Consider the following 12,150-nt stretch of genomic DNA (forward strand, 5'->3'; position numbering starts at 1 on the left):
GCTTGCCGCAATGGCCGGGGCTTACGCCTGTGTGCGCAGCTCCAGTTGTAGCGCCTGCCGTAGCCCGTTTTCAGTGAAGTCGGGTGGATTGGTGTTCAGGGCGGTGCTGGTGTCGAATGTGAACTTGCAATCGGTAGGCAAGCCGATGCTCTGTAGCAGCAGGTTGTCCACCGGGTAAACGCCGTTTTTTCCTTGAACCTCTGTCTGGCCTGGAAAGACGGTTCCTGACACCGAGTTCCAGCCTTGGCACAGGCAGCGGTACAGGTCGAGTAGTGGCAGTTGCGCAGCGGTCGACCAGCCTGGGTTGTAGGCCAGGGTGCCACCGCTGTAACCCCAGCTGCTCTGGCTTTCATCGATGATGAAGTGGCCTTCGTCTTCATCCTCTTCATGATCGCTGGGTGTATAGGCGGTGAACTGGTGCCTGGAAGCTTCGATCACGCTGATCGGGTTCCCGGACTGCCCGGCTTTTTCATCCAGGCCCGCCAGCAGCGCCTGGCCGCAGGGGAGTTTGCGCAGTAGCTCCAGTGCGTCCTGAACCGCTTGCCGGAAATGGTCGCTACCTGTCACTCGGATGCCGACGTTGCCCAGGGACTGGTGTTCGGCCGCGACAGGTCTGGCCAGTTGCGCATCGTTTTCGGTATTGCGGTAGAGCTCTACCCTGGAAGATTCACGGCCAAGCAAGCGGTGCCCCGTAACGTTGACAACCGCGTTGCCTTTGTCGATGAGCACCGGGCCGCTACCCGCCACAATCTGGTGCGTGCCGGTGTGGGCATCGATGTGGACGATACCTGCGCCTGTCTCGATTTTGTTGCCGCTCCCTATCATGTCGATCAGCACCGTCTTCTTCACCTCCGGGGCGATGACAAGGTGGTGATTGCCATCCGTGAGGCGAATGGCAATGGCTTGAGCGGTATGCGCGGCGACCATGAATACTGCATCGTTGATGGTCACTTCCAGCAGGCATTCGCCAGGGGCGATACGTACCCGCTTTTTTTGCTCTTCCGGGCGCAGCACGCGCGGGGCCACGTTGAAGACCAGCAGCTCGCTGTTCTGTGTGTTGCGGTGATAGCGCCGCCCCAATGGATAGGTGCGCTCCAGGGTGATTCGCACATTGGTGTCAGCCTGGATGTACTTGACCTCGGTCTGCTGCTGAGGGTTCTTTTCATTGTCGAAAGCGGTCTGGGCGTAACCAGGTCGGCGAGCGTCGATGTAGTAGATCGGGTTCGGATTGGCCAGGATGGCCTTGTGGGGCAGCGGGTGTGGGTCCGAGTGGAGTTTGGACAGATCTGGCTCAGGCATCGTGTGCTCCGGAATCAGGGATGGGGGAGCATCCTCCCATCGCGCCCGGGGGCTCAGGTGTTGTTTATGTATAGCCTGCCTAACCCGTCAGGCTCGCTTTGCGGTGTTGGTCATGTCCATGAACGCCTTTTCATCCGCCGATTGCTGTTCTGGTGTACAAACACGCTGTATCTCCTGTTCAGGCTAGCTATAATGGCGCCCTTTGCCGTCGTTTCGTCGATTCGACGTATTAGCCCAAACGGCCGCCGTTTCCGTGGAAGAACCTATGAAAAGCGCAGAAATCCGTGAAGCCTTCCTTCGCTTCTTCGAAGAGCAGGGACATACCCGAGTCGCCTCCAGTTCGCTGATCCCGAACAACGACCCGACCCTGCTGTTCACCAACGCCGGCATGAACCAGTTCAAGGACTGCTTCCTCGGTGCGGAGAAGCGTGCCTACACCCGTGCCGTCAGCAGCCAGAAGTGCGTGCGCGCCGGTGGCAAGCACAACGACCTGGAAAACGTCGGTTACACCGCGCGCCACCACACCTTCTTCGAAATGCTGGGCAACTTCAGCTTCGGCGACTATTTCAAGCGCGACGCCATTACTTTCGCCTGGACCTTCCTGACTTCGGAAAAATGGCTGAACCTGCCCAAGGAAAAGCTCTGGGTCACCGTCTACGCCACTGACGACGAAGCCTACGATATCTGGACCAAGGAAGTCGGCGTGCCGGCCGAGCGCATGGTGCGCATCGGCGACAACAAGGGCGCTCCGTACGCCTCCGACAACTTCTGGACCATGGGCGACACCGGCCCGTGCGGCCCATGCACCGAGATCTTCTACGACCACGGCCCGGACATCTGGGGCGGCCCACCCGGCTCGCCGGAAGAAGACGGCGATCGCTACATCGAGATCTGGAACAACGTCTTCATGCAGTTCAACCGCACCGCCGACGGCGTGCTGCACCCGCTGCCAGCGCCGTCGGTGGACACCGGCATGGGCCTGGAGCGCGTCAGCGCCGTGCTGCAGCACGTGCACTCGAACTACGAGATCGACCTGTTCCAGAACCTGCTGGCGGCCGCGGCCAAGGCCATCGGTTGCAGCAATGACGGCCAGGCCTCGCTGAAAGTGGTCGCCGACCACATCCGTTCGTGCGGCTTCCTGATTGCCGACGGCGTGCTGCCGTCCAACGAAGGCCGTGGCTACGTGCTGCGCCGCATCATTCGCCGCGCCTGCCGCCACGGTAACAAGCTGGGCGCCAAAGGCAGCTTCTTCTACCAGATCGTTGCCGCGCTGGTTGCTGAAATGGGCGAGGCCTTCCCGGAACTGAACAGCCAGCAGGCGCACATCGAGCGCGTGCTCAAGGCTGAAGAAGAACAGTTCGCCAAGACCCTGGAGCAGGGCCTGCGCATCCTCGAGCAGGACCTGGCCCAGCTCAAGGGCGAAGTAGTGCCGGGCGACGTGGTGTTCAAGCTGTACGACACCTACGGTTTCCCGATGGACCTGACCGCCGACATCGCCCGCGAGCGCGAGCTGACCATCGACGAGGCCGGCTTCGAACGCGAGATGGACGCCCAGCGTGAGCGTGCCCGTTCTGCCAGCGCCTTCGGCATGGACTACAACAGCCTGGTCAAGGTCGACAGCGCCACCGAGTTCCTCGGCTACGATGCCACCGAAGGCCAGGGCAAGATCATCGCCCTGTACAAGGACGGCCAGGCCGTCGACCAGCTGGGCGAAGGCGAGCAAGGCGTGGTCGTGCTCGACCGCACGCCGTTCTACGCCGAGTCCGGTGGCCAGGTGGGTGACACCGGCTTCCTGCAGGCCGGTGCTGCGCGCTTCGACGTGCGCGACACCACCAAGACCGGCGGTGCCTTCCTGCACCACGGCGTGGTTGCCAGCGGTGCGCTGGTGATCGGTTCGCCAGTCGTGGCCAAGGTCGATGCCGACGTGCAGCACGCCACCTCGCTGAACCACTCCGCCACCCACCTGCTGCACGAAGCGCTGCGCCAGGTACTGGGCGAGCACGTACAGCAGAAAGGCTCGCTGGTCGACAGCCAGCGCCTGCGTTTCGACTTCAGCCACTTCGAGGCGGTGAAACCAGAGCAGATCAAGGCCCTGGAAGACATCGTCAACCGCGAAGTGCGCAAGAACACTGCGGTGGAAACCGAACTGACCGACATCGAAACCGCCAAGGCCAAGGGTGCCATGGCGCTGTTCGGCGAGAAGTACGGCGACACCGTGCGTGTGCTGAGCATGGGCGGCGATTTCTCGGTGGAGCTGTGCGGCGGTATCCACGCCAAGCGCACCGGTGACATCAGCCTGTTCAAGATCATCAGCGAAGGCGGCGTGGCTTCTGGCGTGCGCCGTATCGAAGCGGTCACCGGCGCGGCTGCGCTGGCCTACCTGAACGCTGCCGAAGAGCAGGTCAAGGAAGCCGCACAGCTGGTGAAGGGTAACCGCGACAACCTGATCGACAAGCTGTCGGCTGTGCTCGAGCGCAACCGCCAGCTGGAGAAGCAGCTGGAACAGCTGCAGGCCAAGGCCGCCAGCGCCGCCGGGGACGATCTCTCCAACGCGGCCGTTGAGGTCAAAGGCGCCAAGGTGCTCGCCGCCCGCCTGGATGGGCAGGACGGCAAGGCCCTGCTGGCGCTGGTCGATCAGCTGAAGAACAAGCTCGGCCATGCAGTGATCCTGCTGGGCAGCGAGCATGAGGGCAAGGTCGTGCTGGTGGCCGGTGTGACCAAGGACCTCTCCAGCCAACTCAAGGCTGGCGATCTGATGAAACAAGCCGCTGCGGCGGTGGGTGGCAAGGGCGGTGGCCGTCCGGACATGGCCCAGGGTGGTGGCGTCGACGTCGCTGCACTGGACCAGGCCCTGGCGCTGGCCGTGCCATTCGCAGAGCAGGGACTTTGAGATGAGGGGGCCGGCGGTCTAGTGGCCTGTACGGCGAATCCTGGCACTCGAATTTGGGTGCAAGAATTAGCCACACAGGCCACTCCTGCCGGCCTCTTCATGTTGGATTGTTTTTTGGGGCCCTGTATGGGCTGAGGCACCATTGAAATGGCGTTGATCGTACAGAAATTTGGCGGCACCTCTGTCGGTTCCATCGAGCGGATCGAGCAGGTAGCCGATAAGGTCAAGAAACACCGTGAGGCGGGCGACGACCTGGTGGTTGTGTTGTCGGCCATGAGCGGTGAAACCAATCGCCTGATCGACCTGGCCAAGCAGATCACCGATCAGCCGGTTCCGCGTGAACTGGACGTGATCGTGTCGACCGGTGAGCAGGTCACCATTGCCTTGCTGACCATGGCCTTGATCAAGCGTGGTGTGCCAGCGGTGTCCTACACCGGCAACCAGGTGCGCATTCTCACCGACAGCGCGCACAACAAGGCGCGCATCCTGCAGATCGACGACCAGAAGATTCGTGCCGACCTCAAGGAAGGCCGCGTGGTCGTGGTGGCGGGCTTCCAGGGCGTCGACGAGCACGGCAGCATCACCACCCTGGGCCGTGGCGGCTCCGACACCACGGGCGTGGCCCTGGCGGCTGCGCTGAAGGCTGACGAGTGCCAGATCTACACCGACGTCGATGGCGTCTACACCACCGACCCGCGCGTTGTGCCACAGGCCCAGCGCCTGGAGAAGATCACCTTCGAAGAGATGCTGGAAATGGCCAGCCTCGGTTCCAAGGTGCTGCAGATCCGTTCGGTGGAGTTCGCCGGCAAGTACAACGTTCCGCTGCGCGTGCTGCACAGCTTCAAGGAGGGTCCGGGTACCCTCATTACCATTGATGAAGAGGAATCCATGGAACAGCCGATCATTTCCGGTATCGCCTTCAACCGTGATGAAGCCAAGCTGACCATTCGCGGCGTGCCGGACACCCCGGGCGTGGCCTTCAAGATCCTCGGCCCGATCAGCGCCTCGAACATCGAGGTCGACATGATCGTGCAGAACGTTGCCCACGATAACACCACCGACTTCACCTTCACCGTACACCGCAACGAGTACGAGAAGGCGCAGAGCGTGCTGGAAAACACTGCCCGCGAAATCGGTGCCCGTGAAGTGATCGGCGACACCAAGATCGCCAAGGTTTCGATCGTCGGCGTCGGCATGCGTTCGCACGCCGGTGTTGCCAGCCGCATGTTCGAAGCCCTGGCCAAGGAGAGCATCAACATCCAGATGATCTCCACCTCCGAGATCAAGGTTTCGGTCGTGATCGAAGAGAAGTACCTGGAGCTGGCCGTACGCGCGCTGCACACCGCGTTCGAGCTCGACGCTCCGGCACGACAGAGCGAGTAATACGCTGCCTGGAAGGGCGCGGCTTGCCGCGCCCTTCGCGTTTCTGCTCGCCACGCAGGCCTGTCCTGCCCTGTGTGGCGATCAACCGGGCCCTGGTCGTCGTCCACGACCAGGCCGCGACACCCAAGACTGTTACCCCTGAATGTTTTGCGTAAGGAGAAAGCTATGTTGATTCTGACTCGTCGGTGCGCCGAGAGCCTGATCATTGGAGACGGCGAGATCACCGTGACGGTGCTCGGCGTCAAAGGCAACCAGGTGCGTATTGGCGTCAGTGCCCCGAAAGAAGTGGCTGTGCACCGCGAAGAAATCTACCTGCGGATCAAGAAAGAGAAGGACGAGGAGCCAAGCCTTTAATTTTTTTGAAGTTTTTTTCAAAAAAAGGGTTGCAAACGAGGAAGAGCCTGTTTAATATTCGCCTCGTGTTGCGGTGAGGTGGCCGAGTGGCCGAAGGCGCTCCCCTGCTAAGGGAGTATACCTCATAAGGGTATCGGGGGTTCGAATCCCCCCTTCACCGCCATTATTCGCTTAGGGCGCTGTAAACAGTAAGAACGCTAAGTAGTTGATTTTAAACGAAAAAGTTCTTGCAAAAATGTTTCAGCGACCTATAATGCGCGGCAAGACACGGACTCATAGCTCAGCTGGATAGAGTACTCGGCTACGAACCGAGCGGTCGGAGGTTCGAATCCTCCTGAGTCCGCCACTTTTGAAGTGGCTTTGCTTGCAAGGCTGCTTCAAACAACCAGTGGTAACCTGGTCTAAAACTACCATCGCGGACTCATAGCTCAGCTGGATAGAGTACTCGGCTACGAACCGAGCGGTCGCAGGTTCGAATCCTGCTGAGTCCGCCACTTTTTGAAGTGGCTCTGCTTGCAAAGGCGCTTCAACCAACCAGTGGTAACCTGGTCTAAAACTACCACCACGGACTCATAGCTCAGCTGGATAGAGTACTCGGCTACGAACCGAGCGGTCGGAGGTTCGAATCCTCCTGAGTCCGCCACACCCAATCAAGAAGCCCGCTCAATTGAGCGGGCTTTTTGTTTTTCTGCGCCAATGAATTGTTGGTGATGTCGATCTAAGCTCTTCTGTAGATTGAGCATGTGCCTTTGGGGGCTGCAAAGCAGCCCCAAGATCGATCAGGCACCGCATACACATCCAGGCACACAACAAATGTAACTTGACCGCCAGACCCGCCGTCGCACTGATAGCTTCGAGCGTTGTCCCAGCTTTATCACGCAAACGATTGTTCTGGCCAAAATTTTAAGCGATCTGACAGCTCTAGCAGTGTATGATTGCGCCCGTCAGCCCCGCCGGGGCTTGTGGAAAACCACCATGGACTTACCCAGTAGTTACTCGCTAACAAGATTCATACAGAAAGATCTGACCGATTGATTCTCCCGGCGTGCTCCGCTGCTGGGAGTGGAGTTCGCCTATGACTGAAGTAGAAGTAAAAAAAGCGCAGGAAAGCCTGCAGGACCGCCTGGCCCAGGTGGTCGAACTGCTGCAACGCCAGCGCGTGGTCGAAGACCTGACCCACCGTCAGGAGGGCGCCCACAACGACCTGGTGGAAAACCTGGTCCACCGCCAGAACCTCGTCGAGCTGCAGCGCAAACTCGATGACCTGCACCCCGCCGACATCGCCTACATCCTCGAAGCCTTGCCCCTGGAAGACCGCCTGACGGTCTGGCAGCTGGTGCGCTCGGATCGCGACGGCGACATCCTGCTGGAAGTGTCCGACGCCGTGCGGCAATCGCTGATCGCCGACATGGACGATCACGAGCTGCTCGCCGCCGCCAAGGAAATGGACGCCGACGAGCTGGCCGACCTGGCGCCTGAGCTGCCGCGTGACGTTGTTCACGAGCTGATGGAAACCCTCGATGCCCAGCAACGCGAGCGCGTGCGTTCGGCGCTGAGCTACGACGAGGAGCAGGTCGGTGCGCTGATGGACTTCGAGATGGTCACCATCCGCGAAGACGTCAGCCTGGAAGTGGTGTTGCGCTACCTGCGCCGCCTGAAAGAGCTGCCGAACCACACCGACAAACTGTTCGTGGTCGACTATGACGGCATCCTCAAGGGCGTATTGCCGATCAAGCGCCTGCTGGTCAACGACCCGGAGAAGAAGGTGGCGGAGGTCATGGCGACCGACCCGGTCTCCTTCCACCCCGAGGAAGATGCCTATGATGCGGCGCAGGCCTTCGAGCGTTATGACCTGGTGTCAGCGCCGGTTGTGGACAAGAACGAACGCCTGATCGGCCGCTTGACCATCGACGAAATGGTCGACCTGATTCGTGAAGAAAGCGAAAGCGAAGTGCTGAACATGGCCGGTTTGCGCGAGGAGGAAGATATCTTCGCCTCGGTCTGGCGTTCGCTGCGCAACCGCTGGGCCTGGCTGGCCATCAACCTGATTACCGCTTTCGTTGCGTCGCGAGTGATCGGCCTGTTCGAAGGTTCGATCGAGAAGCTGGTGGCACTGGCCGCGTTGATGCCGATCGTGGCGGGTATTGGTGGCAACTCCGGCAACCAGACCATCACCATGATCGTGCGTGCCATGGCGCTGGACCAGGTGTCGCCGGGCAACACCAGCCGCCTGATGCGCAAGGAGCTGGCGGTATCGCTGCTCAACGGCCTGATCTGGGGTGGGGTGATCGGTGCGGTGGCATTCTGGCTGTATGGCAGCTGGTCGTTGGGCCTGGTGATGACCGCGGCGATGACCTTGAACCTGCTGTTGGCAGCCTTGATGGGGGTGTTGATCCCGATGACGCTGACTCGTCTGGGGCGCGACCCGGCGATGGGGTCGAGTGTGATGATTACTGCCGTTACCGACAGCGGTGGCTTCTTCATCTTCCTCGGCCTGGCCACACTGTTCCTGCTGTAACCGATTAACTTCCAGACGCTGATGAGGTCTCTGTGGGAGCGGCCTTGTGTCGCGAAAGGGCTGCGAAGCAGCCCCGGATTTGTGCGGCGCTGCTGACATCGTGGGGCCGCTCTGCGGCCCTTTCGCGACACAAGGCCGCTCCCACGGAGATAGTGATCCCACAGCCGTGGTGAGCCCACAAAAAAGCCAGCTTACGCTGGCTTTTTCATGTTCGCTGCAAACCTCAGGAGGCGTCGGCGGCCATTTCCACATCGTGAGCGATGAGGGCAACCAGCGCGTTCTGCTGGCGGTGGGACAGTTGGCGGAAGCGTTGCAGCAACTCGCGTTCATGCAGGGACAGTTCGGGGCTGTCCAGACGCATGCTCAGCTCGTCACCCAACGCACCTTCCTGGATGAGGCTCTGTTCCAGGCGCGCGATGATCTCGGAGTTCATGCTGCGGTGATGGTTGCGCGCTACCTCGGCAATGCGCTCACGCATTCCGTCTGGCAGGCGGACGACGAACTTGTCAGCGGTGCGGCTCGAATAAATAGCCTGTTTCATTGGGCGCATATAAATTGACCGGATTTTGGTTCAGGGGAAGCGGTTCTCAAATTGGCCGCACGGGGTGGTAGTACGACCGTGACGACGACAAAATGTTCAACCGTCGGTGAAAAATGGATGCTCATCTTGCCTCATGGTCGCCGTTTCCTTGGCGTCAATTCTGTGACAAATAGTGAGCCGGATAAAGGCTTTATGCCAGTACCAATTATCAGAAATGAGTACTGGTTTGAAAAGTTTTACATGCGCCGGCTTGCCAAACTGTCAGACTTTTGCCGTCAAAAACTGGTAAAACGCAGCAAAAGGCCTGGAAAACCCCTAGAATGCGCCGGTTTCCCTTTCATAGAGCATAGTGGCTATGCAACATGACGCAAGCGACCGCCAAACAGGGATAGGCCGGTTGATATTTCTTATAGGACCGTCGGGGTCAGGGAAAGATTCCCTGATCGACGCTTCACGTGAGCGACTGGCCGCCGCCGGGGTGGAAGTCGCCCGTCGCGTTATTACCCGTTCGGCCGAAGCCAAGGGCGAAGCCGCCCATGGGGTCACGCCCGAGCAGTTCGAAACACTGCGCGCGCAGGGGGCGTTCGCCATGCATTGGCGTGCCAATGGCCTGGATTACGGTATTCCGCAACAGGTGGACCAGTGGTTGGCGGCGGGCAGGGCGGTACTGGTGAATGGTTCGCGGGCGTACCTGGCCGAGGCGCGCCAGCGTTACCCGAACCTGTTGGCAGTGCTGGTCGAGGTCAGGGCCGAGGTGCTGCGCGAGCGCTTGCTGGCCCGCGGCCGGGAAAGCGCAGAGGAAGTCGAGCAGCGCCTGGCACGTAATGACCGTTTGCAGGCGCTGGCCGATCCGTCGGTGCATGTGCTGGACAACTCCACCACCCTGGAAGCAGCGGTCGCGGCATTGTTCGCGCTGCTGCGTGATGAAGGTGTGTTGCCGCAGGTGTAGCATTGGCAGAAAAGGATTACGCGAAAAAGCCCGGTTGAGGCATGACAAATGCCAGCATGCTGGTTAACATGCTGGCCGTCCCGCTGTGCAGCGCTCGCTGTCGGCACTTGCGTCTCAGTAGCTCAATTGGATAGAGCATCCCCCTCCTAAGGGGAAGGTTGCAGGTTCAATTCCTGCCTGGGACGCCATTTCTCATCGCGTCTTCCTAGCCCCCCAAGTGCTTCAAAGCCCATAGCGCTCCCATGCCCACGATCAGCGTCAGCATCGTGCTGCGCGTACGCCACGCTACCAGCGCGGCCAGTATTGCTGCGGGTATCTGCGGGTTCATCCAGTCGAACCCCGCCAGCCGGTCAGGGAACACCACGGCCGGCAGTACCAATGCCGCCAGTACGCTGGCCGGCACATACGCCAGGGCACGGCGAAACAGTGGGGGGATGCGCAGCACCGTGTGCAGCTCGATGAACGACAGGCGGATGGCGAAGGTGCCCAGGCCGATCAGCATGAAGGTTATCCACTGGGTCGTTTCGCTCATGATGCTTCCTGCTCGGTGTTGGCTTCAGGCCCGGTTTGCTGTTTTTGCCAGCTTTCGATGGCCAGCCCGGCAATGATGCCGCCCAGCGCGCCGGTCAGCAGGCCCAGGTTGTAGGGCAGATTGGCTGCCAGTACCGCCAGCACGCCCCCGGTAAGCGCCGCACCGAGGGTGGCAGCATTACGAATACCAGGTATCAGCAATGCCAGGAACGACAACGGGATGGCGAAGCCCAGCGACCAGTCTTCAGGAATGCTCGCGCCCAGGTACATGCCCGCCAACACCGAGAGGTTCCAGCCGAAGAACATGGTGATTGCCGTACCGGCATAGTAGGGGTAGGCATACTGCCCCAGCCCACCCGAGCCCATCTTCAGTGTGCACAGGGCAAAGGACTGGTCTGACAGCATGTACGCCATGGGCCATTTGCGGTGACGTGGCAGCTGGCCCAGGTGCGGCGCAAGGCTGGCGCTGTACATCAGAAAGCGCAGGTTGATCACCAGCGCGGTGACCACCATGGTCACCGGCAGGGCGGCGCTTTGCATCAACTGCATCACCACCATCTGCGCCGAACCGGAGTAGAACAGCAGGGTCATGCCGATGGCATCGGCCGGCGACAGGCCCATGCCGATCGCCGTGACCCCGGTGATCAGGCCGAAGGGCACGATGCCGGAGGTCAACGGCAGGGCGCTGTGGACCCCCTGCCTGAACGCTTGGGTCCCGCTTGGATACGGCATTTGAGTTCCTTGAATGTACAGACGGTGCAACGGCGGTACCCCCCACGTTAATGCGTGTGAAAGTTGGACACAACGCTGCGGGGTGGCCGCTGTGGAAGAGGCGTCGTTGCAGTTGGCTTGAGCGCCCTCAAGCCCTGTGCAGTATCTGTGGGAGATGGCCCAGCCCTTTGGGCTGCGCTGTCGCGTAGATAACTGAAATTGCAGGCAATCCGCGTACCCTGTGGGAGCGGCTAAAGCCGCTCCCACAACGCCCCTGCCAATTCAATGAGTCATGTGCAGTTCAATGAGCGGGCGTGCCCGCGAACACCGGCAAAGCCGGTGCCATTCATCGCGGCGTCAGGCTTGAACTGTGCGCGCTGCCAGGTCCTGCTCATCCTCGGCGGTTTCCCGCGGGGCGGCCTGGGCGTTGATCTTCGCCTGAGTCTTTATCTCCACGTCTTCCTGCATGCGTTGGGCAAGCTGCTGGTCGATCTTTTTCCTCTGTTCGGGCGGCAAGGCGTTGTACTCGTCCTCGGTCAGGCCCAACTCACGCAACAGCTTCTCCTTGATCAACTCGCCCGGCGTCTTTTCCATGTAGTCGTGAAAGGCCTGGCGGGCGCTGCTGGTTTCTGTGGTCGCCACGTTACCCTGCTGGCTGGCGGCTGGCTCGGGGTTCTGCAGCTGTACCTTGAGCTTGGCAAAGGCTTCCTCGCGGGCGTCCTCGGCATCCTGCTGCGCAGTATTGCCCTGGCTGTTCTGTTGCGCCGTGGCATTGCCGGCGGCCACCGGCGGGCGGAACTGCGGTACATCGGCCAGGGTTTGCTCGTTGCTGGTGCGTTGTTGCTGATGCACTGTGGCCTGCCAGCCGAGGCCGGTGATGGCAATCGTCATGGGGTCCTCCTTGGAAAGGTGATTGGCAGGGTGGCGTGGCAAATGCCATGCCAGTCGTCAACACCGCGAAAACAGGGCGGTGG

General features: G+C 60.7%; 11 protein-coding genes and 5 tRNA genes. 11 read left to right on the top strand and 5 right to left on the bottom strand.

Annotated elements, in window-relative coordinates:
• Positions 1-21: 21 nt before the first annotated feature.
• On the bottom strand, positions 22-1,110 hold the full coding sequence (locus tag M2S36_RS16720) for a M91 family zinc metallopeptidase (protein WP_233687561.1): 1,089 nt from the start codon (positions 1,108-1,110) through the stop codon (positions 22-24).
• 454 nt (positions 1,111-1,564) lie between these two features.
• Between M2S36_RS16720 and alaS the strand changes: the two genes are divergently transcribed.
• The 8 genes from alaS to mgtE all read left to right on the top strand — a co-directional run bounded on the left by alaS (position 1,565) and on the right by mgtE (position 8,444).
• Positions 1,565-4,189 (top strand): alanine--tRNA ligase, encoded by a 2,625-nt coding sequence (gene alaS / locus M2S36_RS16725; protein WP_207829579.1) that lies wholly within the window; start codon positions 1,565-1,567, stop codon positions 4,187-4,189.
• Positions 4,190-4,336: 147 nt separating this feature from the next.
• Complete coding sequence (locus tag M2S36_RS16730; RefSeq protein ID WP_013973645.1) at positions 4,337-5,572, top strand: aspartate kinase; 1,236 nt, start codon at positions 4,337-4,339, stop codon at positions 5,570-5,572.
• Positions 5,573-5,737: 165 nt separating this feature from the next.
• Positions 5,738-5,926 (top strand): carbon storage regulator CsrA, encoded by a 189-nt coding sequence (csrA, locus tag M2S36_RS16735; RefSeq protein ID WP_003254503.1) that lies wholly within the window; start codon positions 5,738-5,740, stop codon positions 5,924-5,926.
• A 72-nt stretch (positions 5,927-5,998) separates the two neighbouring features.
• A tRNA-Ser gene (locus M2S36_RS16740) sits at positions 5,999-6,089 on the top strand.
• A gap of 106 nt (positions 6,090-6,195) precedes the next feature.
• Positions 6,196-6,272, top strand: a tRNA-Arg gene (locus tag M2S36_RS16745).
• A 71-nt stretch (positions 6,273-6,343) separates the two neighbouring features.
• Positions 6,344-6,420 (top strand) — tRNA-Arg (locus M2S36_RS16750).
• 72 nt (positions 6,421-6,492) lie between these two features.
• Positions 6,493-6,569: transfer RNA gene (locus M2S36_RS16755), tRNA-Arg, on the top strand.
• A gap of 432 nt (positions 6,570-7,001) precedes the next feature.
• Positions 7,002-8,444 carry a magnesium transporter gene (gene mgtE, locus M2S36_RS16760; protein WP_025340118.1) on the top strand — a complete coding sequence of 481 codons (1,443 nt, stop codon included), beginning with the start codon at positions 7,002-7,004 and terminating at the stop codon, positions 8,442-8,444.
• 223 nt (positions 8,445-8,667) lie between these two features.
• On the opposite strand, the gene M2S36_RS16765 is transcribed toward mgtE, so the two are convergent.
• Entirely contained in the window at positions 8,668-8,994 is a 327-nt protein-coding gene (locus M2S36_RS16765) for an Arc family DNA-binding protein (protein WP_003254499.1), read from the bottom strand.
• Positions 8,995-9,063: 69 nt separating this feature from the next.
• Between M2S36_RS16765 and M2S36_RS16770 the strand changes: the two genes are divergently transcribed.
• The 3 genes from M2S36_RS16770 (at position 9,064) to M2S36_RS16780 (ending at position 10,122) form a co-directional block, all read left to right on the top strand.
• The gene (locus M2S36_RS16770; protein WP_207830141.1) at positions 9,064-9,351 is read left to right on the top strand and encodes a hypothetical protein; all 288 of its coding nucleotides are present in this window, start codon (positions 9,064-9,066) and stop codon (positions 9,349-9,351) included.
• Entirely contained in the window at positions 9,341-9,934 is a 594-nt protein-coding gene (gene phnN / locus M2S36_RS16775; protein ID WP_333957481.1) for a phosphonate metabolism protein/1,5-bisphosphokinase (PRPP-forming) PhnN, read from the top strand. Before M2S36_RS16770 ends, phnN begins: the two co-directional genes overlap by 11 nt.
• 111 nt (positions 9,935-10,045) lie before the next feature.
• Positions 10,046-10,122, top strand: a tRNA-Arg gene (locus tag M2S36_RS16780).
• A 17-nt stretch (positions 10,123-10,139) separates the two neighbouring features.
• On the opposite strand, the gene M2S36_RS16785 is transcribed toward M2S36_RS16780, so the two are convergent.
• The 3 genes from M2S36_RS16785 to M2S36_RS16795 form a co-directional block, all read right to left on the bottom strand.
• The gene (locus tag M2S36_RS16785) at positions 10,140-10,466 is read right to left on the bottom strand and encodes an AzlD domain-containing protein (protein WP_233687563.1); all 327 of its coding nucleotides are present in this window, start codon (positions 10,464-10,466) and stop codon (positions 10,140-10,142) included.
• On the bottom strand, positions 10,463-11,197 hold the full coding sequence (locus M2S36_RS16790; RefSeq protein ID WP_233687564.1) for an AzlC family ABC transporter permease: 735 nt from the start codon (positions 11,195-11,197) through the stop codon (positions 10,463-10,465). The genes M2S36_RS16785 and M2S36_RS16790 overlap by 4 nt, the downstream gene beginning before the upstream one ends.
• A gap of 336 nt (positions 11,198-11,533) precedes the next feature.
• Positions 11,534-12,067, bottom strand: a complete 534-nt coding sequence (locus M2S36_RS16795; protein WP_333957482.1) for a hypothetical protein — start codon at positions 12,065-12,067, stop codon at positions 11,534-11,536.
• Between the last annotated feature and the right edge of the window lie 83 nt (positions 12,068-12,150).

The organism is Pseudomonas sp. SF2 (genome assembly GCF_036858055.1).
GTDB lineage: Bacteria > Pseudomonadota > Gammaproteobacteria > Pseudomonadales > Pseudomonadaceae > Aquipseudomonas.

Coding starts and splice junctions, on each gene's coding strand:
- alaS (WP_207829579.1), top strand. CDS start 1,565: ATGAAAAGCGCAGAAATCCGTGAAGCCTTCCTTCGCTTCTTCGAAGAG.
- M2S36_RS16730 (WP_013973645.1), top strand. CDS start 4,337: ATGGCGTTGATCGTACAGAAATTTGGCGGCACCTCTGTCGGTTCCATC.
- csrA (WP_003254503.1), top strand. CDS start 5,738: ATGTTGATTCTGACTCGTCGGTGCGCCGAGAGCCTGATCATTGGAGAC.
- mgtE (WP_025340118.1), top strand. CDS start 7,002: ATGACTGAAGTAGAAGTAAAAAAAGCGCAGGAAAGCCTGCAGGACCGC.
- M2S36_RS16765 (WP_003254499.1), bottom strand. CDS start 8,994: ATGCGCCCAATGAAACAGGCTATTTATTCGAGCCGCACCGCTGACAAG.
- phnN (WP_333957481.1), top strand. CDS start 9,341: ATGCAACATGACGCAAGCGACCGCCAAACAGGGATAGGCCGGTTGATA.
- M2S36_RS16785 (WP_233687563.1), bottom strand. CDS start 10,466: ATGAGCGAAACGACCCAGTGGATAACCTTCATGCTGATCGGCCTGGGC.
- M2S36_RS16790 (WP_233687564.1), bottom strand. CDS start 11,197: ATGCCGTATCCAAGCGGGACCCAAGCGTTCAGGCAGGGGGTCCACAGC.
- M2S36_RS16795 (WP_333957482.1), bottom strand. CDS start 12,067: ATGACGATTGCCATCACCGGCCTCGGCTGGCAGGCCACAGTGCATCAG.